This window comes from bacterium (assembly GCA_024228115.1).
Lineage (GTDB): Bacteria > Myxococcota_A > UBA9160 > UBA9160 > UBA6930.
In genome coordinates this window covers 1-23,405 of the sequence record JAAETT010000431.1, presented here as the reverse complement: position 1 = coordinate 23,405, position 23,405 = coordinate 1, and the positions used below count along the sequence as shown (strand labels likewise).

General features: G+C 66.1%; 13 protein-coding genes. 3 read left to right on the top strand and 10 right to left on the bottom strand.

From position 1 onward, the window contains the following. The first annotated feature begins 6 nt into the window (after positions 1-6). Positions 7-438 (top strand): hypothetical protein, encoded by a 432-nt coding sequence (locus GY937_18885; protein ID MCP5058772.1) that lies wholly within the window; start codon positions 7-9, stop codon positions 436-438. Positions 439-480: 42 nt separating this feature from the next. On the opposite strand, the gene GY937_18880 is transcribed toward GY937_18885, so the two are convergent. From GY937_18880 to GY937_18865, 4 genes are read right to left on the bottom strand one after another with little or no spacing between them, the layout of a single operon-like run. Beyond that, positions 481-2,580, bottom strand: coding sequence for a PQQ-dependent dehydrogenase, methanol/ethanol family (locus GY937_18880; GenBank protein ID MCP5058771.1), 2,100 nt, complete (start codon positions 2,578-2,580; stop codon positions 481-483). Next, positions 2,577-3,389, bottom strand: coding sequence for a hypothetical protein (locus GY937_18875; protein ID MCP5058770.1), 813 nt, complete (start codon positions 3,387-3,389; stop codon positions 2,577-2,579). The genes GY937_18880 and GY937_18875 overlap by 4 nt, the downstream gene beginning before the upstream one ends. Continuing rightward, positions 3,386-3,967, bottom strand: coding sequence for a hypothetical protein (locus tag GY937_18870; protein MCP5058769.1), 582 nt, complete (start codon positions 3,965-3,967; stop codon positions 3,386-3,388). The genes GY937_18875 and GY937_18870 overlap by 4 nt, the downstream gene beginning before the upstream one ends. A gap of 26 nt (positions 3,968-3,993) precedes the next feature. After that, entirely contained in the window at positions 3,994-5,124 is a 1,131-nt protein-coding gene (locus GY937_18865) for a DUF3108 domain-containing protein (GenBank protein MCP5058768.1), read from the bottom strand. A 59-nt stretch (positions 5,125-5,183) separates the two neighbouring features. Between GY937_18865 and GY937_18860 the strand changes: the two genes are divergently transcribed. Next, the gene (locus GY937_18860; protein ID MCP5058767.1) at positions 5,184-6,416 is read left to right on the top strand and encodes an LL-diaminopimelate aminotransferase; all 1,233 of its coding nucleotides are present in this window, start codon (positions 5,184-5,186) and stop codon (positions 6,414-6,416) included. On the opposite strand, the gene ettA is transcribed toward GY937_18860, so the two are convergent. The 5 genes from ettA to GY937_18835 all read right to left on the bottom strand — a co-directional run bounded on the left by ettA (position 6,409) and on the right by GY937_18835 (position 13,699). Then, positions 6,409-8,262: an energy-dependent translational throttle protein EttA gene (gene ettA, locus GY937_18855; GenBank protein MCP5058766.1), complete on the bottom strand. Its 1,854-nt coding sequence runs from the start codon at positions 8,260-8,262 to the stop codon at positions 6,409-6,411. The genes GY937_18860 and ettA overlap by 8 nt on opposite strands. Next, on the bottom strand, positions 8,135-9,883 hold the full coding sequence (locus GY937_18850) for a PAS domain-containing protein (protein MCP5058765.1): 1,749 nt from the start codon (positions 9,881-9,883) through the stop codon (positions 8,135-8,137). Before GY937_18850 ends, ettA begins: the two co-directional genes overlap by 128 nt. 57 nt (positions 9,884-9,940) lie before the next feature. Then, on the bottom strand, positions 9,941-10,804 hold the full coding sequence (locus GY937_18845) for an NAD(P)-dependent oxidoreductase (GenBank protein MCP5058764.1): 864 nt from the start codon (positions 10,802-10,804) through the stop codon (positions 9,941-9,943). A 64-nt stretch (positions 10,805-10,868) separates the two neighbouring features. Beyond that, positions 10,869-11,885: an aldo/keto reductase gene (locus GY937_18840; protein MCP5058763.1), complete on the bottom strand. Its 1,017-nt coding sequence runs from the start codon at positions 11,883-11,885 to the stop codon at positions 10,869-10,871. After that, complete coding sequence (locus GY937_18835) at positions 11,882-13,699, bottom strand: hypothetical protein (protein ID MCP5058762.1); 1,818 nt, start codon at positions 13,697-13,699, stop codon at positions 11,882-11,884. Before GY937_18835 ends, GY937_18840 begins: the two co-directional genes overlap by 4 nt. Positions 13,700-13,733: 34 nt before the next feature. Between GY937_18835 and GY937_18830 the strand changes: the two genes are divergently transcribed. Continuing rightward, complete coding sequence (locus tag GY937_18830) at positions 13,734-14,273, top strand: hypothetical protein (GenBank protein ID MCP5058761.1); 540 nt, start codon at positions 13,734-13,736, stop codon at positions 14,271-14,273. Positions 14,274-14,382: 109 nt separating this feature from the next. Here GY937_18830 and GY937_18825 read toward each other — a convergent pair whose 3' ends face one another. Further along, the gene (locus GY937_18825) at positions 14,383-23,265 is read right to left on the bottom strand and encodes a hypothetical protein (GenBank protein ID MCP5058760.1); all 8,883 of its coding nucleotides are present in this window, start codon (positions 23,263-23,265) and stop codon (positions 14,383-14,385) included. Positions 23,266-23,405: the final 140 nt, after the last annotated feature.

The following is a 23,405-nucleotide window of genomic DNA, read 5'->3' as shown; positions in this document are numbered from 1 at the left end:
TCTCGAATGGCCGCATCCATCAGGTACCGGAAGCTCCAGGACTACAAATACCAGCTCATGGAGAAATACGTTCACGACACCGGCTGGAGTCTTCCTGAAAAGGCGGCCATGGCCGGGGGTTGGACCGCCTTGTCGAAGACCGGAAGGCTCACCATCAAGAAGGGCTACGCGTGGGACGGCCCGAGCGGCCCCGCCATCGACACCAAGAATTTCATGCGCGGCTCCCTCGTCCACGACGCGCTCTACCAGTTGATGCGCGAGGGCCTTCTTCCAGGCAGGAAACGCAAACCCGCGGACATCCTGCTTTGGCTCCTCTGTCTCGAAGACGGGATGTCACAGACACGGGCGGACTACGTCTTCCACGCAGTCCGGGTCTTCGGTGGACGAGCCGCAAGGGCTCGAACGAACCCCGATCGGGTCATCCTGGAAGCGCCGTAGAGTTGCGCTCGCGGCGAGCGCCGGAATGCTCTCCTCGGGTCTTCAGGGGGGCGGGGCGGAGACGCGCTCTGCAAGCAACGCTGCCCGGCGGCTCAGAAGGTAGGCGCGCAGGTCCGCGACGTCGGCGGGCTCGAGCCACTCGGCAAAACTCGGCATGCCGTTTGGCATGCGCACACCGCGAAGCACGATGTCTTCGATGGTGTCGTAGATGCCGGGCGTCGCCTTGCGCAGATCGGGCAGCACGCCGCCGCTCACCGCACCGGAGCCGTGGCAGGTTCCGCACCAGCGATGGAAGAGGTGATTGCCGCGCAACACCTGATCCGCATCGAGATCGGCCGGAATGGCGGCCAGCTGCCGCTCGATGGCTTCGTGCACGGGTAGCTTCGCTTTGCCTCCGAGTTTGTAGACGAGGAGTCGGCCCGTGTTGTCGGTGGTCCCGGCCACCGCTGCGGCATCGCCCGCCGCCAGCGCAAAGCCGCCACCCCAACCCGCCATCACCGCCACGTACTGCGCACCATCCAGCTCGTAGGTCATGGGTGCCGCGACGATTCCGGTTCCGGAGGGCGTCTCCCAGAGCTGCTTGCCATCGCTCGCCCGGTAGGCGACGAAGGTGCCATGGGCTGTGCCCTGGAAGACCAGGTTGCCCGCCGTCGAGAGCGTCCCGCCATTCCATGGGCCGACGTACTGGGCGCGCCAGACTTCCTTCTGGGCCACGGGATCCCAAGCCAGAAGATGGCCGGACACGACCTCCCGCGGGAACGAGTCGGCGACCGTGAAGTCGTAGCCCAGGTTCCAGGCGCCGGGCTTGTACTCGTACTCCGGGTCGAGCTGGAAGAAATACGGCACCTCGTTCGCCGGGATGTACACGAGCCCCGTCTGGGGATTGAACGACATCGGGTGCCAGTTGTGCGCGCCGTGGGGTGAGGGGTAGACCTCGACGACCTTGTTCCGGTAGTCGAGGCCTTCTACCTCGATGGGTCGACCTGTCTTCTTGTCGATGCCCTTGGCCCAGGTGACCTTGGCGAAGGCCTCCGCGGAAATCAGCTCTCCGGTCTCGCGGTCGAGGACATAGAAGAAACCGTTCTTGGGCGCCTGCATCAGCACGCGCCGCTCGCGCCCGTCGATTTCGAGCTCGGCGAGCATGATGTGCTGGGTGGAGGTGTAATCCCAGTTGTCGCCAGGCGTGTTCTGGTAGTGCCAGACCAGCCGGCCGGTATCCGGCCGCAAAGCCAGGATCGAGCTGACGTAGAGGTTGTCGCCACCTCCGGGGCTTCGGACGTAACGGCTCCAGGGCGAGCCGTTACCCGTGCCGACGTAGAGCAGATCGAGCTCCGGGTCGTAGGCGATCGAGTCCCAGACCGTGCCTCCGCCCCCGACCTTCCACCACTCGCCCGTCCACGTCTTCGCCGCCGCCTCGAGTTCCGGATGCTCGAAGGGTTGGGACGGATCCCCGGGCACGGTGTAGAAGCGCCAAACCAGTTCTCCGGTCTCCCAATCGTAGGCGCTCACGTAGCCGCGTACGCCGAACTCGGCGCCGCCGTTGCCGAGAATCACCTTCCCCTTCACGACGCGCGGAGCCATCGTGATCGTGTACGGGCGCGTCGGATCGGTGGTGACGATCTCGAAGATCGGCTCTCCGGTCTCTGCGTCGAGCGAAACCAGTCTCCCGTCCAGGGTGCCCACATAGACCCGGCCGCGATACACGGCCACGCCCCGGTTCACGACGTCACAGCAGGCAATGCCCGCCGTCTTCCGCGGCACACGCGGGTCGTAGCGCCACTTCAGATCGCCGGTACGAGCATCGATGGCGAAGACCACGCTCCAGGTGCCGGTCGTGTAGAACACGCCATCGACCAGGAGGGGTGTCGCCTCCAGTCCGCGCTTCGTACCGGGCTCGAAGGCCCAGTGCAGCCCGAGCCCGCCGACATTGTTCTCATCGATCTGGGTGAGAGGGCTGAAGCGTTGCTCGCTCTGGGTCCGACCGTAGGTCATCCAGACGTCGTTCTCGTCCGCCGCCGCCAGGAGTCGTGCGTCGTCGACCTGGCCGGCACCTACACGCTTGGGCGGCCCAGAGCCACCGGGGAGAAATGCGCAAGCCGCCAGAGACAGACAGGCCAGAGAGAGAAGGCTTCGAATCTTCATTGGACCTTGACTCCAATCACCTCGCTGAACAAGATGCGACCCGAGCCGCCCGCGAATCCACCGCGAAGCATCTTGCCGAGGATGGGATCTTCGATGATACCGAGGGGTGAAGCTTTTTCGCTTCCATACCAATAGGAAGCGACGAGCGGATAGGTGCCCGGCGCCATGGGCGCCCGGAGCTTCCACACCACCTGGGCGCGAGCCCAATCTCCCGCGGCTGCATCGGAACGGATGCCCTTCACGTTGACGAAGGAGAGGTTGCGCATGGCGTCGGCCGGGCGCAGATGCAACCACTCCGTCTGCTCCTTGAAATCCTGGCCGAGCACGGTGGGCTCACCGACGACATGCCAGCCGGAGCCGGCAATCGGTCGGGCCAGCGCGCGATGTGCTCGATCGACCAACGCGATACCGACCACGGGACCAGCGCCGCCTGTCACATCGACCGTCACGCTGATCACCTCGCCAGGCTTTGCCTTCGGAACCACATTGAGCTGGACGGTGGATGCCGCGTCGAGGGCCTGGATGTGACCCACGAGTTCCTCACGCTGTTCCGCAGTGAGATCGCCGTAGCCACCTTTGCCGGCACGAATCACCGCGAGGTGTTTGTTCTCGACGAGTTGTTTGGCCGCCATTCCAGGAGGTGCGCCTGCGAACGCGGACTCCTGCCGGGAGGAGTGACAGCCTGCGCAGAACGGAGCGGCGTCCGTCTGGAAGTTGGGCGTCCCACCCGGATAGGCATCCGCCGCGAGCGGGAAGCAAAGGATCGAGATGGCGAGCGCGATCCGTGCGCCCCGGATACGGAAGGTCATTGCTCCAACTCCTTTTCGAATTCCGAATGACATGTCGCGCACCCGGCACGAACGATCGCCGGGTGCAGAAAGTGGGAGCCCGTCAGCCCGCCGCGCTCATGGGCGATGTGGCAGCTGACACAAGAAACGTCGAACGCCGTGTTGTGCACGGCCAGTGCGTGGAATGCGGGGGCTTGCCACGCCTCTCGCACGGGCGGATCGAAGGCGTCGTGACAGCTCACACAATCCTCGTCCTCGATGGGCCAGTGCATCCCCTCCGGCTCTTCGAACCGGCCCACAACGTACCAGAACGCGTCCTTCGCTGAGTGCAATTTCACCCGGCCTCGGCCAAGGAAGCCGGTACCGCCGTGGCAATCGATGCAGCGAAAGGGACGTTCGTCCGGATGGCCTGCAGCGGCATGGGCGGGGGCCAGGGCTTCCGGAGGACGGGCATCGAAATCCCTCCGATTGTCGGCATGCAGAGTTCTTTCCGCGTCCAGATGGCAGGAGACGCAGAACGCGTTGTCCTGCTCGAGGCGATCGGTGAGGACCCAGCCCGAAGGGCCCGCCACGGCTGCGAGCGCGAGTGCGGCGATCATCCAGGGCTTCCAGCGCGCCAAAGGGTTCAGTCCGCCTCGGCCGCCGGACAGCCGGGCGACGCCAAGGCCACCCGCGCCCAGCCCCGGCCCGGTGCGCCGTCGCATCCCCCTAGTGGAGCGAGAAGACCTTCGAGACGTTGCTTGCCCGGCATCTCATCGCCGGCGGCCCGGGCCGCCTCCACCTCGGGAGGAACCTCCCAGACCGGCGCACCGAGTTCCGTGCGCCCAGGCCACGGACGCGCCGGTGCGGTGCGGAAGAGAGGCGCAGGCCAGCCGGGAGCGCCCGCGCGGTAGCCGGCGAGGACGACCTTGACCCCGCCCACGCGCATGCGCTCGCTCACCGTGCGAAACCAACCGCGAAGGCGAACGGGCACGTGCGGTGCATCGGCGCTGACCAGGACCTCGCCCGCGCCGTCATCCTGTACCTCGCCATCCAGGCTGTCGGAAGGGCGAAGCACCCAGCCACCAACCTCGCCGAGCACCGGGTCGTCGATGTCTTCGCGGCGCTCGACCTCCACGTGCAGGCCGTAGATCTTGCGCGAGGCATAGACGGGGAGGTCCCCGCTGTAGCCGACCTGGAGAGGCAGGGTGCGCAGGGCGTAGAATGCATCGAAGGTGTCGTAGAGGTAGGGACCGGTGTCCAGGGTCGCCGTCTTCACGCGACCGGCGTGACGCTTCTCCTCCACGACGTGGACGAGATGGGTCGTCCAATCGAATTCGACCTCCTCCCAGGTCTCCTTTTCGGCATGGCGGGTGAGCGTGGCCGTGCGGAGCGTCCGCATGCGGTCCACGTCGATCCAGGACTCGCTGCGATCGTTCACTGGATAGAGGAGGGAGAAGAACTCGTTCGTGCGGGCCGTCGCCACGACATGGGCCAGCCGTTTGCCACGCCACTCGACGAGGCGGGCGACCTCGAGAGATGCCCGGCCCACGGCGATGCCCCACCAGGAAACGTCATAGTCAAGCCGCTCGCCGATCGCGAAAGGGAAGCGGGCGGGGGCCTCGCCGAGGCCGTCCGGTCCCAGAACACGGAGCCCCGGGGCGTCGAGCAGGAAGGCCGGTTCCGGCTTCGGCGGGGCTTCCGGCGCAGCTACACCGATGGCCAACAGGAGCGCGAGCGCCAGAGGGCCGAGTCTTGCCAAGCGGTGAGAGGGCATCCAGGGAAGGGTAGAGGAGGCGCAGACGGGCGCGATGGGGGGCGTTATCGTTGCGCGCCATGGCGCACATCAACGACGACTACCTGAAACTCGAGGCCGGCTACCTGTTTCCCGAGATCGGGCGACGGGTGGGCGCCTACCAGGCTGCCCACCCGGACGCACCGGTGATCCGTCTGGGCATCGGGGACGTCACCCTTCCGCTGGTGCCCGCGATCGTCCAGGCCCTGCACGACGCAGTCGATGACATGGGCCGGGCCGAGGATTTCAAGGGCTACGGCCCGGGCCAGGGCTACCCGTTCCTCGTCGAGGCGATCCTCGAGCACGATTTTCGCTCGCGCGGCGTGGAGCTCGACGCAGACGAAGTCTTCGTCTCCGACGGCAGCAAGCAGGACAGCGGGAACATCCAGGAGATCTTCGGCACGGATTGCAGCGTGCTCGTGACCGACCCGGTCTACCCGGTCTACGTCGATACGAATGTCATGGCTGGACGCACCGGCGGTGGAGATGGAGCCGGGTACTACAAAGGCATCCAATATCTCCCCGCCAACGAGGCGAACGGTTTCGTTCCGGCACCACCGGAAGGGCGCGCCGACCTCGCCTACCTCTGCTCCCCCAACAACCCGACCGGCAGCGTGATGACCCGCGAGCAGCTCACGGCCTGGGTGGATTGGGCGCGCGAATGCGACGCCGTCATTCTCTTCGACGCCGCCTATGACGCGTTCATCAGGGATCCCGCCCTGCCCCGCTCGATCTACGAAATCCCCGGGGCCCGGGAATGCGCGATCGAGATGCGCAGCTTCTCGAAGCGGGCGGGCTTCACCGGGATGCGTTGCGCGTACACCATCGTCCCGAGGGCGTTGCAAGGCAGTGATTCCAACGGCAACCCGGTGTCGATCCACTCCCTGTGGGCGCGACGACAGGCCACGAAATTCAACGAAGTGCCGTACATCATCCAGCGCGGCGCGGCGGCCGCCTTTTCCCCGGAAGGCCAGAAACAGACCGGCGAACAAGTGGCCTACTACATGGAGAACGCACGGCGCGTACGTGACGGGCTCTCCGCCGCAGACTTCAAGGTCTTCGCAGGCGTACACGCCCCCTACATCTGGTTGCGCACGCCGGATGGCCTGAGCTCCTGGGATTTCTTCGACGTCCTGCTCGAAAAGACCCACGTCGTCGGCACCCCTGGATCGGGCTTCGGACCGGCCGGCGAAGGTTACTTCCGGATCTCCGCCTTCAATTCGCGCGAGAACGTGGATGAAGCCGTATCGCGCATTCAGAGGGCGTTCAGGTAGTCAACTTCTTGTATTTGATCCGGTGAGGCTGGTCGGCGGCGGCGCCCTTGCGGCGTTTGAAGTCGGCCTCGTAGTCCTGGTAGTTGCCTTCGAAGTAGACGACCTCGCTGTCGCCTTCGAATGCCAGGATGTGGGTGGCGATGCGGTCGAGGAACCAACGATCATGGGAAATGACCACAACGCAACCTGCGAAACCGAGGATCCCCTCTTCGAGCGCGCGTAGCGTATCGACGTCGAGATCGTTGCTGGGTTCGTCGAGAAGGAGGACGTTCCCACCGGATGCGACCAGCTTGGCCAGGTGGACGCGATTCCGCTCGCCACCCGAGAGGGTTCCGACCTTCTTTTGTTGATCGGCCCCCTTGAACCCGAATTGGCTCACATAACCCCGGGTGCTGATCTCCCGGGAGCCGACTTTCATCCTCTCCTGGCCACCGCTGATCTCCTCCCACACGCCACGGTCGGCGCCGAGGGCATCGCGGCTCTGGTCCACATAGGCGAGCTGCACGGTCTCGCCGAGCCGGAGCGTTCCGCCGTCGGGTTTCTCTTCACCGGCAATCATTCGGAAGAGTGTCGTCTTGCCGGCGCCGTTTGCGCCGATCACACCGACGATGCCACCCCGTGGCAACGAGAAGGAAAGGTCTTCGAAGAGCAGACGATCCCCGTAACCCTTCTTGAGCCCCTCGGCCTCGACCACCAGATCACCAAGTCGCGGCCCGGGCGGCACCAGGATCTCGACGCTCTCCGGCGCGCGCTTCTCCTCCTCGGCCCGTAGGTCCGAGAAGGCCCGGATGCGCGCCTTGCTCTTCGTCTGTCGAGCGCGCGGTGTCATCTGGATCCAGTCGAGTTCGCGCTCCAACGTCCGACGCCGAACCGAGGCCTGCTTCTCGTCGGACTCGAGCCGAGCTTGCTTCTGGCGCAGCCAACCCGAGTAGTTCCCCTCGTAGGGGATCCCCCGCCCGCGATCGAGTTCGAGAATCCACCCGGCCACGTTGTCGAGGAAATAGCGATCATGGGTCACGGCCACGACCGTGCCCGGATACTCCTTGAGATGGCGCTCGAGCCATGCCACGGATTCCGCGTCCAGGTGGTTGGTGGGCTCATCGAGAAGGAGCATGTCCGGCTTCTGCAAGAGCAGACGGCAGAGGGCGACGCGCCGCCGCTCTCCGCCCGAAAGCTTGGCCACATCGGCTTCGCCCGGCGGGAGACGCAGGGCATCCATGGCGATTTCGAGCGTGCGTTCGAGCTCCCAGGCGCCCGCTGCATCGATCTTGTCCTGAAGGCCGCCCTGCTCTTCGAGCAGTGCGTTCATCTCGTCATCGTCCATCGGCTCGGCGAATCGCGCGCTCACCTCTTCGAAGCGCTGAAGCAGGTCGCGAAGTTCGCCGACACCGTCCTCCACGTTGCCCTTCACGTCCTTGTTCGGATCGAGCTCCGGCTCCTGGGGTAGGAAGCCGACCCGCAAACCATCCGCCGGCCGAGCTTCCCCCAGATAGTCCTTGTCCAGGCCGGCCATGATTCGGAGCAGGCTGCTCTTTCCCGCTCCGTTGGCACCGAGCACCCCGATCTTCGCGCCCGGCAGGAACGCCAGGGTGATGCCGTCGAGGATCACCCGATCCGGCGGTACGACCCTGCGCAGATCCTGCAAGGTGAATACGAACTCGTGTGCCACGGACACTCCCCCTGTTCCGGGCGGGGAGTGTAGCGATGTGGCTGGGGGCTCAAGGGGCTGCGGGCAAGCCCAGCTTGAACACGCTTCCACCTTCGGGTGGGCACGTGACCTCGATCGTTCCCCGATGCTCACGCACGATGTCCCAGGCAATCGCCAACCCGAGGCCGGTGCCTTCATCCGGTGCCTTGGTGGTGAAGAAGGGATCGAAGACGCGTTCCCGGATCTCCTCCGGGATGCCCGGTCCGTCGTCGGCGATGACGGCGAAGACACCGTTCGCGTCCACGCCCGAGTAGATCGCGATCCGCCCCCCCGTGCCTTCGGCCAGTGCCTGGCGGGCGTTCAGCAGGAGGTTGAGGACGACCTGCACGAGGGCGGCCCGGTTGCCGCGAACCGAGGGCAAGTCTGCCGCGAACGTGGGCTGCACCTCCACCTGCCGGCTCCCGCGGTGCAGCGAGGCGAACCGGATGGCCTCGCGAAGCACGTCGTTCAGATCGACCAACCCTTCTTCCTCGGTGGCGTCGCGAGAAAGCCGACGCATCTGATCGACGATCGTCGAGATCCGCTCGACACCTTCCAGTGTTTCGGCCACGACGTCGGGTAGCTCTGCCAGATCCGCCGGAAGCTCCGAGGCTGCAGGTTCGACGACCTTCCCGAGCGATTCGCACGCCCCTTGGATATGCACCAGATTCGAGCGCACGAAGGCGAGTGGATTGTTCACTTCGTGGGCTACACCTGCCGCCAGGAATCCGACGCTCTCGAGCTTCTGGGCCTGACGCAGGCCGCGCTCGGCCTTGCGCTCCTCGGTGCGATCGTGGAGCACGACCACGCAACCCGCATCGCCAAGTGAGCCGCAGGAGAGGCGAAGCAGTCTACCGGAGAGCGTGCTCACCTTCGGCAGGATCCTCGGCCCATCGGGCCCCGGATCGGCCAGTGCCATCGCGATGCTGCCGTGGTCCGAAGGCTCGACGATCTCCTCCAGGCATCGCCGGAGTTTTCGTCCCCGGACTTCCCCGACGGAGGCTCCGAGGAGTTCCTCCGCGGCCGGGTTTGCGTCGACGACACCCCCCTCGGCATCGGTCACCACCACGCCATCGCGCAGATGGTCGAAGACGTCACGCCGCACGAGAGAGACCGGCCCGAGAAAGCCCAGGCGAAACACCAGGGGAAACATCAGAGCGGTGGAAACCCCGAGAGCCGCGCCCGTTGGATCCCAGCTGAGATCCACCCAGCCAAATTGATAGGCCGCACTGGCAGCAAAGGGTGCAATGCTGGCGGAAATGGCCACGGCGGCCTGGGCGGGCCCGGATTGCCCTGCGAGAAAGCGTGCGTGCCGGGCCATCAATCCGACGCTGACCACGACCTGGCAGTAGCCCCATGCCAGGAAAGCCCGCATCAGCGGACCATTGATGAAATCTCCCGCCGTGATCTCGGCAACCAGGCCGTGAGCATCATTGGTGACGAACGCGAGGTAGAAGCAGCAGCCGGGAAGCAGGCAGAACACCGCCGCGGCGGGCCGGACTTCGAACCATTCCACCCGCGAAAACAGCCCGCAAAGAAAGAGCCATGTGCCTGGCGTCAACGCGATCCCGAGAAACATGATGCGGTAGGCCGCTTGGATGCCCGCCAGATCGTCGGCCATGTAACGCCAGGCGGCGCCGCCGGTCCACATTCCCAATGCCAGCAGCAGGAAGAGCAGCACCCAGTGAATCCGGGTTTTCCCCGATTGCCAGGCAAGCAAAACCGCAAGCGCCGCATTGACGCCGAAGCTCGTCCAGAGGGGAATCACTGCAGCATGCACGGCTCGTACATCGGCCGCACATGGATGGGAGCTGAGCTGCCAACTCCGGCTTGTGGTTCAGGGCTTCCGCAGCAATGAAATCAAGCTGGAGGTGTCGAGACGGCCTCCGCCTCTTGCTTGAACTGCTGCGTAGAGCTGATCCACGAGGGCCGCCAACGGAAGCCGAGCACCGCTGCGACGGGCTTCCGCGAGGGCGATGTCCAGATCCTTCCGCATCCAATCGACCGCGAATCCGAAATCGAACTTTCCCTCGATCATCGTCTCGGCGCGCTGATCCATCTGCCAGGATTGCGCCGCTCCCTTCGAAATCACTTCCACGACCCGGCGCGGATCGAGGCCCGCCGCCTCCGCAAACGCCAGGCCTTCCGAAAGGCCTTCGATCACTCCGGCGATGCAGATCTGATTGACCATCTTCGAGAGCTGGCCACTGCCGGCCGGGCCCATCCAGGTCGCGTTTCGCGCGAACGTCTTCATCAGCGGCAGCGCGGCGTCGAAATGGGCGCGCTCGCCCCCCGCCATCACCGTCAAGCGGCCCAACTTCGCCCCCTCCTCTCCACCGGATACCGGAGCATCGACGAAGCCCACACCTCCGGCAGCAGCCCGTGCTTCGAGGCTTCGCGCGCTCTCGGCCGAGGCCGTAGTGTGATCGACGAAGACGGCGCCCTTCTCCATCGCGTCGATCGAAGGCAGCGCGACTTCCAGGAGATCGGCGTCGTTTCCGGCACAACAGAAAACGAAACGCGCGCCCTGCGCAGCATCGGCGGGATTGTCGCAGCAGCGTCCCCCGTGTTCTCCGACCCAGGCGTCCCCCTTCGCTGTCGTACGGTTGTAGACGACGACATCATGCCCCGCGGCGGCCAGGTGTCCTGCCATCGGGTACCCCATCGCCCCGAGGCATAGGAACCCCACTCGTTCGCCCATCGCTTCCTCCCTTGGTAGCCAGCGAGGTTACCCGACGGTGGTTGTCACGGGCCGGCGGCCACGTTCACCCCAGCGGATACGGAACCGCCCTCGAAATCGCGTCACAGGCCGTGAGGGCTGCGGGGTCGAGTGTCACCTCGGCCGCCGCCAGGGCCTCGTCGAGTTGACGGGCATCGGTGGCACCAATCAGCGTCGAGCCGACGAAATCGTGACTCAGGGTCCAGGCGATCGCGAAGGTGACCGGCGCAATCTCATGCTCGAAGGCCACGGCCGCAAAGCGATTGGCTGCATCCAGACTGCGAGAATTGACAAAACGTCCGGCCATCGCCTTGGTGCGCTTGCTGTGCTCCCGGTACAACGTGAAGCGACAACCCTCGGGCCACTCGTCCTCCTGGTACTTGCAGGAAAGCACGCCGCCCGCGAGAGGGCTGTACGGCAGCAGACTCACGTCGTGCTTGCGGCAGACGGCTGCAAGCTCGTCCTCGAAACGACGGTTCAGCAGACTGAAATTGTTCTGGATCGTCTGGTATCGGATCGTTCCGTGCTTGTCGGCGGCCCAGAGGCTTTCCATCAGGCCCCCACACGTCTCGTTGCTACAGCCGACGGCGCGCACCTTGCCGGCCTCGACGACCCGGTCGAGGCCCTCCAGGGTCTCCTCGATCGGGAAGCCCGGGTCCGGCCAATGCACCTGATAGAGGTCGAGGTAGTCCGTCCCGAGGCGGCGCAGGCTGTCCTCCACCGCGCGTTCGATCTGGTGCCGGTCGAGGGCCGTCTTGCCATGCCGTACCGGCCCCTGGAACCAGCCTCCGGTCGGGCCTGAAATCTTCGACGCCACCACCACGGCATCCCGCGGCTTCGAGGCCAGCCACTTCCCGCAGATCTCCTCGCTGCGCCCGGCATGGCTCCGATCCGGCGGCACCGGATAGATCTCCGCGACGTCCAGGAAATCCACACCGCCTTCGAAGGCCCGATCGAGGATCTTCAGGCTTTCGCCCTCCTCGGCCATCGAACCGAAAGTCATCGTGCCCATCCCAATCTGGGAAACGACGAGGCCGGTCCGACCGAGCCGTCGCTGTCTCATGGCTGAACCCCCTGAACCAATTGGACGGGCCGTGCCGCGGCACCCCCGGCTGGATCCAGTCGCAACACACGCGGGAAGCCTCCCTCCACCTGCCAGGTCGGCAGATTGGAGTTCGAGGTCCAGACGCGGCCCTGTTCATCGAAGTCGATATCCCGGGTGAACGTGACCCGCGTCGGCAGCGGATAGACCGTGAAGCTCTCGCTCTCGGGCTGGAAGCGCATCAAGGTGTCCGAGTTGGTCCCGCAGATCCACACCTCATTTCTGGGCCGGTTCACGTTCAGCGAGTAGGGCGTCTCGACACCCTCCTTGGAGGTCGGAAGCGTCCACTCCTTGAAGTCACGGGTCACCACGTCGAAGCGCGCCAGCAGACCGGAGGAGAAGCTCGGAATCCACAAGCCATTCTTCGCATCGAAACGCAAACGTCTCGGTGCCGGGAACGGCGTGTCGATCATCTCCACTTCGAACGTGTCCGGATCGATCCGCCCGATGCGATGCTGGTTCAGCTGGCTGAACCAGACCGAGCCATCCGGCGCGATGTCGATTCCGTAGGGAACCGGCATGAAATCCGGATCTCCACCCTCCATGCCAACCCCGGAGGAACCGCCGAATTCATCGGCGAGCCAGAGAATGACCGGGAGCATTCGCAGCACGAGATCCTGGCCGAGGCTGCCCGCGGGTAGACGCTGGGTGCGGAAGGTCTCCGTCTCGGGATCGAACATCCCGAGGTGGTTCGACACGGCGAGCGTGAACCACACCCGCCCTTTTCCGTCGATACGGAGCGTATGCGGGTAGTAGCCCTCTTCCAGCGGGTAGGTCTTCCAGGTCTCCGCCTTCGTATCGAAGCGACCCATCTTGTTGCCGAGCGCGAACGTGATCCAGATGTCGCCGTCGGGCCCGACCTGCAGGGAATGCGGTCCCTCCCGCGCATTCGCCGTCGGTGGCATCGGCTGATCCCGCCCACCGAATGCGCCACCGAGGGAGAGATCGCTCTCGATCGGGAAGGACGCCATCTCACCCGAGGCCGGGTCCAGCCTGTAGAGGTGGTCTTGCGTCATGTCGACGGAGTACGCGCGACCGTCCGGATGGAAGATGAGATCGTGTTGCATCGAGGCGCGCATGCCGAGCTCCCATTCCTCGACGACGGCCTGGCGCGCTTCGACCGAAGGGGCCGGAGCGAAATCGGGGGAGTCTGCATTGGCCGTGAGCACCGGTATCGCGGTGGCCGGGTCGTAGGCCGCGCGGAAGAGTTCGGGCACCTGGGCCCGCAGCTCCTCCGGCAGGATGCCACCCATGCGCGCCATCAGGGAGAGCACCTTCTCCCATTGCCAATCCTCACGCGGAACCCGGGTCGCCTGGTTTCCCTGCTGATGACAGTAGGTGCATTGGCGCACGAACTGCTCGCGATGGGTGGGATCGTCGATCTGGGCGGTCAGTAGCGAAAGCCAGCGATGGGCGGGAAGCTGGGCCGCCAACGCGGCGGGGTCGGTCTCGCGCTCGAGTTCGAGCAGCAGTCCTTCCTCGGGAACTTCGACCTGCACCCGATGATCCTTCCAGCCGATCCGGCGAACCCGCAGCTCGACCCGGTCGGCCTCGACATCGGGGGTGCGGAAGAAGCCCTCCGCATCGGTGAAGACTGTCAACGTGTGGATCGGGTCGCCGTGCTGTGCGCTGACCATTGCGCCGACCACTGGCCCTGCAGCGTCACGGACCGTTCCGGCCAATACACCGGCTGCCACCCAGGAGGGCGGAACCAGAATCAGGCCCGCTACCATTCCCGCGAGACCCACCCTGATGTTTCGACGTCTGTTCACCATCTCATCTCCTCCCAGTGCGCCGGCGGAAGATACCGTGATGCGGAGCTCCCGGCGCGCAATGAGCGTCGTGGCGGCCAGCCTGGCCCTGGCGGCCTGTTCGACAGCGCCGCCCGCCCCCGCCGACGGGCCTCCCACTGCGATCCCGTGGACCTCGGAGCTGCTGGAACGGGCCGAAGCCCTCGCGGCCACCCTCGCGGACGCTCCGACGGCCCCTGATGGCACCCTGCGTGTGCGCCTGGCCTTCGAGGATGCGGTCGACCTGGATCTGTTCGTCTCGGATCCGCTCCAGGAGACCGTCTACTTCGCCAACGATCGAAGCGGCAGCGGGGGTGTCCTCGAAAAGGACATGCGCTGCGGAATGCCAGGGCCGCGGATCGAGCGCGTCAGCTGGAGCCCGGCGCCGGCCGGGCGTTACCGGGTGGGCGTGGACTTCCCACGGCGCTGTGATGGCGCTTCCGGCGGTCCCGCACCGTTCGCGATCGCGGTAGAACGCGGAGGTTCACGCACACTCCAGCGTGGCGTGATCGAGGCTGGCATCTTCCTGCCGATCGTCGACCGCTTCGACGTACGCTAGCCAGAAGCGGAAGCGGGGACGTTCTTTCCGCTGTTTCCGTTGTTCAGTTTCCCGCTCCGCGGGAAACTGAACAACGGAAACAGCGGAAAGAACGTCCCCGCTCGGGCAGCTAGGGGCCTTGGAGAGAAACCGTTCCGTCCTGCCCGTCCGCGTAGAATCCGTCGCCGCCAGGAGCCGTGATGTTGGCGGCGGGCAGGGTCCGAGGCTGGACGTTCACGATCGATACGCGACCACCGCCGCCGCCGACGTTGAGGACGTTGGACCGGTCGCCGCCGCCGGCGGAGATCGTGCCGGAGCCGCCCAACGTGTCGACTACCAGATTCACGCTTCCGCCCGAACCCATGCCACTGAGGCCCCCGGCGCCGATACCGCCGTCGGCTCGGATGGCTCCATCGACAACCAGATCCGTCGCCGTCACGAATACGCGGCCACCGCCATCCCCGCCGTCCGTCGAGCCGCTTGATCCACCGCCGGAACCCAGGTCGCGAGGATCGTTCGGATCGCCGTAGAGCGGATTCGGGGGGCCGCCAGCCGTGCCGTTTTGGCCTCCCAGGCCGCCGTAGCTCCCGCCCGACTGCGTCCCGGAACCCGGCAAGTTTCCCAGGGTGAAGCCGGACGCGCCCGTCGCCCGCCCACCCTCGTAGCCTCGGGCCGTGGCGTCGATCGAGAAGCCGCCCGTCACCAGATCCAGGCTTGCTTCATAACTCTGGGTGGTCTCGGGATGCGTTAGCCAACTGCCCTCGGTGATGTCGATGCGATCGTTGGCGATGACCGGATCGGCGATCTCGACGAAGGCGCCACCCTGGAGGGTCACACGATCGAAGCGCCAGGTCCCGGCGTACGTTGCGCCGGCGGAAGCCACCGTCGCGAAATCGACGCCGTTCTCGTTGGGCGTCACGACGGTGATCACACTGGCCGTATTCCCGCCGATCTGGAAGGTCTCGCTCTGGGCAACGTCCGGGTTCAGGCGCATGCCCGCCAACCCACCGGGCAGAATCAGGACACCACCGTCGGTCAGCAGTGTGTCCGGGCCGACGCCGGCAGCAACGCCCGGGCCGATCGGTACCCAGCTTGCCGCGGTAGGCCAGGTTCCCGTGGCAAGGCCGGCATCAACGATCAGCTCGCCGTCCAGATCCCCTGTCTGATGCAGGTACACCGAGCCTGGGGCGCCGTCGGCGTAGAACCCATCGCCACCACGAGCCGTGACCTGGCGCAACCCACCCAGATCCGAAGCCGGGTCCACGAAGTCCACTTCGAGGGCGATCCGACCTCCGCCGCCGCCCACGTTGTTGACATTGGAGCGGTCACCACCATCTGCCTGGATCACGCCCGTGCCCGCGAGGCGCCCCGTGGTGATCCAGACCGAGCCACCCGCCCCCATGCCCGACAGACCCCCGGCGCCGATGCTGCCGTTGGCGCGAATCGCGCCGTCCACGATCACGTCCACCGTGGTCTGGATGCGCACGCAACCGCCGCCGTCGCCTCCGTCGGTATTGCCATTCGAGCCTCCGCCCGAACCGAGCAGGGCCGGTCGCTTCGGGTCACCGTACACCGGAACAGGAGATCCGGTCGCCCCGGAGGCCACCCCGCCGGGCCCGCCATGGCTACCGCCCGTCTGGGTTCCCGCGCCGACCTGGCCGGCCAGGGTCTCGCCGAAGGCCCCGGTTGCGGTACCTCCGGAGTAGCCGCGCGAAGTCACGTCGATCGCGCTGCCAGCCTCGATGTCCAGGCTGGCCGCAGAGACCTGTAGACAGCTCTCATCCCGAGCCGGATGGGTCAGAACGGACGATCCCTCGATCCGCAACGAACCCGTCGCCTGGATCGGTCCCTGTGCGAGCACCTGGGCTCCACCGCGCAGCGTGATGTCGTCGAACGTCAGGTTTCCGGGCAGGATCGCGAGATCCGGCGGATTCACGAAGCCCTGACCGTCGATCAGCAGATCGCCGAAGAGCTGACTGCTCCCGCGGAGGAATACTGTACCCGGCCCACCGTCGGCGTAGAAGCCATCTCCGCCCCGGGCCGTGATGTCTGCGACCGGCAGTGCGATCGGCTGGATGTGCTGGATGGCCACGCGTCCGCCTCCGCCACCCACGTTGTTGACATCCGCACGCGTGCCGCCATCCGCCGAGATCGTTCCGGTGCCGCCGAGCAGGTCCACGACCAGGTTGATGCTGCCGCCAGCTCCCATACCGCTCAGGCCCCCCGCTCCGATTCCTCCATTGGCATTCAGCGTTCCATCCACGGTGACGTTCGTAGCCGTCACGAAGATGCGGCCCCCGCCGTCACCACCATCCGAATTGCCGTTGGCACCGCCGCCGGAGCCGAGGTCCTGCGGATCGGTCAAGCTGCCGTAGGTGGGGTTCGGAGGTCCTCCGGCGTTCACTTCCGCCCCGCCGAGGCCTCCGTGGCTGCCTCCTGTGCGGGTTGCTGAACCCGCGACGTTCCCGAGCGTGAAGCCGGGCTCGTCGAGCAGGCGGCCGCCTTCGTAGCCTCGTGCGCTGACGTCGATCTGGCTGGTCGCATCAACGTGCAGGGCATCCACCGAGAGATCGAGACGGGCCTCGTAGATCTGGGAGGTCTGCGGATGGGTGAGCGTGGAGCGTTCGTTGACCTCGAAGACGTCATTGACCGTGACGGGATCGGCGATCTCCACGAAGGCTCCGCCCTGGAGGGTCACGCGATCGAAACGCCAATGCCCGGCGTACGTGTTCCCGGGGCTTGCGAGCGAAGGGAATCCGAACCCGTTCTCGTTGGGTGTCACCACCGAAATCGTAGTCGCCGTGTTGTCAGCGATCTCGAAGGTCTCGTTGTGGAGCGTGTCCGGGTTGAGTCTCAAACCGACGAGCCCGCCGGGAAGCAGCGGCACGGCGCCGTCGGTCGTGAGCGTATCGGGGCCAACCGCCGAAGCGATCCCAGGCCCGACCGGGACCCAGCGCGATTCCAGCGGCCAGGTGCCCGTCGCGAGGCCGGCGTCTACGATCAGCTCGCCGTCGATGTCACCGGTGCGGTGGATGAAGACCGTTCCGGGTGCGCCGTCGGCATAGAAGCCGTCTCCGCCCCGGGCGGTCACCTGGCGCAAGCCGCCGAGATCGGACTGGGGATCGACGAAGTCCACTTCGAGGGCAATCCGGCCTCCGCCGCCACCGAAGTTGTTGATGGCCGAACGGTCACCGCCGTCGGTCTGAATCACACCTGCTCCGGCCAACCGGGAGGTCGAAATCCAGACAGAGCCGCCGGAACCCATTCCCGACAGACCGCCGGCGCCGATGCTGCCATTGGCGCGAATCGCGCCGTCCACGACGACCTCGTTGCTGACGATCATCCGCACACAGCCGCCGCCTGCACCACCGTCCGTGTTGCCACTCGCACCGCCGCCGGAACCCAGCAGCGTGGGTTGCGACGGATCTCCGTAGAGCGGGCTCCTCGCTCCGCCGGATCCGTCCGAGCCGCCGTCACCACCGTAACTACCACCGACGCGCGGGCCGGCTCCCAGCTGCCCAGCCAGGGTCTCTCCGGACGCGCCCGCTGCGATCCCGCCAGCGTAGCCTCGCCCGGTCACGTCGATGGCGCTGGTCGCATCGATCTCGACCCGGCTCGAATCGATGACCAGGCAGCTCTCGTCGCCGTCCGCATGCGTCAACGACGAGCCGCCGCGTAGGATCAGGTCTTCAGCGAGCTGGATGGCTCCGTCTGCGACGACGTTTGCGCCGTTTTGCAGGATGATCGTGTCGAAGGTCGCGCCGGGCGGGATCAGCAGGTTGGTCAACGGCGAGCCCGGCCCGTTGCCGTTGATCACGAGGTCGCCGACCGTCGTGCCTTCCTCCAGGAGGAAGATGGTTCCGTCGGCTCCATCAGCGTAGAAGCCGTCGCCTCCAGAGGACGTGATGAGCTGCGGGTCGTAGGTGGAAATGTCGAGGAAACGGAGTGCGATGCGTCCTCCGCCGCCACCGACGTTGTTGACATTGGCCCTCGTTCCACCGTCGGCCTCCACCGTACCGGTACCCGAGAGCGTGCGGGTGCGGAGGTTGATGCCACCGCCGGCACCCATTCCCGACAACCCGCCCGCGCCGATCCCGCCGTCCGCGCGAATCGCGCCGTCGACGACGAGGTTGATGGCACCGAGCAGCACCAGTCCGCCGCCATCGCCACCATCCGTGTTGCCGCTGGCGCCGCCACCACCGCCGGGAAGCAGCGGCTCGGTGAGATCTCCATAGACCGGGGCAGGATTCAGGCCGTTCGACGTTTCGTTCCCGCCGAGGCCGCCGTAGCTGCCGCCCTGCCGCGCCTCGGACCCAGGCAGATTGCCTGCGGTTTGACCGGACTCATCGGGCAGCTTGCCGCCGAGGTAACCGAGCCCGCTCGCGTCGATGACACTCGTCGCGTCGATCGTAAGGGTCCAGACGCTGAGATCGAGCTGATCGGTGCTGACCGCGTCGGCCGGGAGGTGATCCACCACGGCCCCGTTCACCAACTCCAGATTCTGGAGCAGGTGGGTCCCGGCGAATGTCACGCGCGCAGCGTCCACGCGGACGTTCTGGCCGTCGAGCGCGCCGGCCACGATCAGTGTGTCCGTGTTCAGGACCGTGAAGATCGTGCCTGCGGTGATCGCAGCCGTTGCGCCGAGATCTCCAACCGGGTTTCCGAGACCGTCATCCGGCAACGGCTCCCGGTTGCCAGCCGTATCGACGCCCACAGTCGCGAACTCGTAGCTGCCGTCGCCACCCATGCGGGTCGAGTCGAAGACAATGCTACCGCTCGCGCCCGCTTGCGGCAGGTACTCGCCGTTCGCGTTTCCGCCGGTTGAATCCGTGTAGCGGTTGAACGTGCCGAATCCGTCGCGGCGGAAGAAGAGCTCGACGTGGTCGAGATCGCCCAGGCCGGCCTGCACGAGGTAGTCGACCGTCACGCTCGTACCGGACGGTGCGTTGACGTTCGTCACGATCGTATCCGGCGGCGTGATGTCGGCCGAGGTGATCCGCACCGGGAGCGCGGTTGCCGTGCCGATGTTGCCCTGCCCGTCCAGTGCCTGGGCGGTGATCAGCACGTCCGGGCTGGTGAGCCCGAAGGGAACGGGAATCCCGAAGGTGAAGGACGCACTGGTCTGGGACGGTGCAATGAGCTGAGAGCCGGAGTCCGTGAACGCCCCGGTCACGTCGTAGCGAAGCTCCGTCACGCCGACCGCGTCCGTTGCATCGACCTGGAGCTGGATCGTATCGCCGAAGTTGAAGGGCGTATCCGGAGCCGGAGCCACGATCGTGGCCTGGGGCCGGGTCAGGTCGGTCACGTTCAGCGTGATGCTCGCCACCGGCGAACTCGTTCCGTTGGTATCCACGGCCTGCACGCTGAAGAGCACCTGCCCGCCAACCGTCGCTCCCACCGGGATCGGAACATTGAATGTGGCCGGGGCCGAATTCAACGGCGGTTGGATCTGCAACGTCTGGCTGAAACTCGCCTGGCCGCTGGCCGTCGCGATGAGCTGGGCGACACCGCCCCCGAGATCGTCGCCCTGGACCATGAAGTCGACCAGGTTTCCAGGCTCGATGTCGCTGCCGTCCGGCGGTGACAGGATGGTCACCGTGGGCGCGGGATCGTTGGCGACGACGCTGACCGGAACAGCGACGGGGATCAGCGCGCCTGCCGAGACAAAGACCGTGGCGTTGCCGCCACCGATCGCGGTCACGACGCCTGCCGAATCCACCGAGACAACCGCAGGCGCGCTGCCGAAGAACGACACCGGCACACCCACGGGACCGGTCGACCCGTCGCTGAAGACGCCCTCGACGACGAGCGGCTGTGTCGCGCCGAGCGTGTCGAACATGACGCTCGACGGCGTCACGGTGATCGCGTCCAAGCTCGCGAAGTCGACGACGACGTTGGTCGTGCCCTGCAAGCCCTGATACGTCGCGGTCACGATGGCGGCGCCCTTGCCCGTCGCGAGCACGCGGCCGGTGGTGCTGACGCCCGCCACACCGACATCGTTCGAGGAGTAGCTGGCCATGTCCGTCACGTCGACGAAGCTCGCGTCGTCGAAGGCGGCGATGACCGAGACGTCTGAGAAGGCCCCGATCTCACCGAAGTTGAGGGCGCCGGGGGTGATGCTCATCGAGAGCAGGGTCGGCGGAGACGGAACGACGGCGGCGGCCGGCACGCTCGCATCGGGGGACTGCGTGAGGTCGAAGGCGACGATCTCGAGCGCATCGTCCGGGTTCGCGACGAGCGTCGCGCTCCAGACCCCGGTGACGTCAGCGAAGACGACAGCGGACGTGCCCTGGTTGGTATTGGTCACTTGTATCCGGGCGCCGGGAACGCTGGTTCCCGAGATCTCCGTCTGCGTCTCTCCGGTCCCGTCGTCGACGGGCAGCGTCAAACTCGTCACGACCGGTGCCGGAGGCGGTGCGCCGTTCGGCGGAATCGCCAGCACGACGAAATCGAGGATCGAAGCCGGGTCGACCAGAAGGTTCGTCGCGCCCAAGGCGTTCGTAGCGAGCACCGATACGGTGTGCGGCCCGGGAGCGAGACCCGTGGTGTCGATCACGAAGGGCTCGGAGCCGATCGAGATCGGGTTCGCGGTGTCACCATCGAGATAGAACTCAATGGAGACGATGCCTACTGAGTCCGTGATGTCCGCATTTACCGCGAACGGGAAGCCCTGGACGAAGCTCGCGCCGTCGCCGATCGCGAAAGACACATCTGGTCGCGTGGGATTCACCGCGACGACGAAGCCGAGGCTGTCGCTGGCGGTGTCTCCGTTTCCATCGCTGGCGACGGCCTCGAGCGTATGCGGGCCGACCGTGAGCTCGGTCGTCGGAATCGCCACCTGATAGGGCGGCAGGAAGACGGTCGCGATCGGATCCGGCGCACCGTCGAGGAAGTAGGCGACATCGCGCACCGTGGGGCCGACCGCGTCGGGCGCCAGGGTGAGCGTGATCCCCTGCGCCACCGGGTCGGCCGGATCGTCGGGCAGCACGATGCTCGGAAGAATCGGCGCATTCCCCAGGATGAAGCCGACCGTCGCGTCCTGGAGGTTGCCGGCCCCGTCGTAAGCGGTGGCCTTCGCCTGATAGGTGTTGCCGGGATTCAGCGTCGTCGTATCGATTGCGAAGATGCACGGGAGCGTTGTGCTGTCGAAGACGGTCTTCTGGTCGATCAGCTCGAAGGCCGCGCCTTCGGTGTTCTCGTCGCGCAGGCGGATCTCGACGCGGGCGACGCGACTGCCTTGATCCTGCGGGTAGGCGTTGATCTGGAGGATCTCGCCCGGAGACACCGCCAGTGGATCGGTCGGCGGCTCGATGTCGACTGTGATCGTCGGAGGCGTGATGTCGTTGTTCGGGTCCGTGGTGGTGAACGTACTCTGCCAGCCGTTCGCGAGGTTGAAGCCGTCGAGATCGCGGATGTCATCGCTGACGATCACTGTGATCTCCTCGTTTCCGGGGAGTCGGTTCGTGATGCCGTCGTTCACCTGCCAGATCGCGACCGTTCGGTCGTTCAGGACGGTGGTCTGGATCTGTCCCCTGATCTCCTCCCCTTCCGCATCGAGCACCTTCAGCGAGCTGCTGTTGATCGAGTCCAACGCCATCAGCTCGCTGAAGAAGAGGGTCACGGGAGCCTGGTCGCTGACGCCCAGCAGCCCTGGTGTCGGGATCACACGGACACTGGGTCGGCCCTCCGGATCCGCTCGCCGCGGCGGGAAGCTGCCGACGAGACAGCCCAGGTTCCCGACGAAGACCTCGAGCTTCAGGTTCTGATCGGCGCCAGCCGTGCAGGAGCCGATCGGGCCGCTATCGAACGGGAGGACCCGGAACACCTCCGTCACGCTCTCGCCCGGGAAAAGGTGCGCGAACTCTCGGATCTGGGAGCCGGTTTCGACCTCGCAGAACGGATCTCCCGCCTCGTCGACGCTACAGTTCAAGAGCTCCGCGGCGGCGCCGACATCGAGCTCGAGACTCGGATACAGCGCGGGCTGCTCGCTGACGTTGGTGATCCTGACGGTGAGGTCGTAGGGCTCGAAGGCCTCCACGAAGTCCGGGTGCGAGACCTGAACCCGCATCTCCGGCGGACCCAGGACCTCGAGCGAGGTCTCCGCGGAGCCGTTGAACGGGATGGGCGCGTCCTCGGGAATCCCGGGGCCCGTCACGAACCCGCCGAACTCGACCGACACCGGCCACTCGCCGATCTCGTCTCCCCGTACGATGAACTCGCGCTCGACCTGACCAGGGGCGCTCGGCTCGCCGGGATCGATGTCGCCGAAGCGCACCAAGCCGTCCTTCGGGAGCGTATTCGAGAGGCCTTCCTCTGGAAGCCTGATCATCCCGGTCACGTCGGAGAGGGTGAAGATGCCGGACGTGTTCATCAGCATCAGGCGCACACTGAAGAACTCCTTCAGCGTCTTGATGCGGCCCTCGATCAGGATGACTCCAGGGATGGCTGGAACCAGCTCGCCGCCGGCGGTTCCTCCCGGCTGGAACTCGAAGATGATCGCGTCCGGAACACGGGGCTCGCCGCCCCCACCGAATCGCCCCTTTGGGATCTCGAACGTCTCGAAGCCTTCGGGCTCGTTGATGCGCCGCGCGACCGGCACCTCGAAGACGACCGGCTCCTTCTCGATCGTGAGCACGATGGTGAAGATCGAGACGTTGTAGTTCTCGGGGTCTTCCAGATCGATCGTACCGTCCGCGACGAGCTGCTCGATGCGCTCCGGCGGCAGCGGCTCGGCCACGATCTGCGACACCACGATATTGGCGAGAGAGAGCTGCGCGATGCTGATCTCTTCCGTGCGGACGTTGCCGGCGGCGTCTTCCGCCGTCACCGCGAACGTATTGATCGCGTTCTTGCGCAGCAGCTTCCCCGGGAACACGAAGCGCCCGTTCGCGTCGGGCGCAACGTTGTCCACCTGACCCGCCCCGGAGAGCCGGACCTCGGTCTGCGCCTGCGCGCCTGCCGCCACCAGGAGCAGCAGCAAACACGCGAAGGCTCGAGCGAGGACGGGGGCCACCACCTAGCCCCAATCCGTCATTGGATCCGGGCCCCTGAGGGTATCGGTCCGGGTCAGGCGGCGAGTTGTTCGATGGCCCGATTGAATCGTTGGCGGGTGGAGGCCTCGGCAGCGATCCGCAGCTCGGCGCGCCCCTGAGG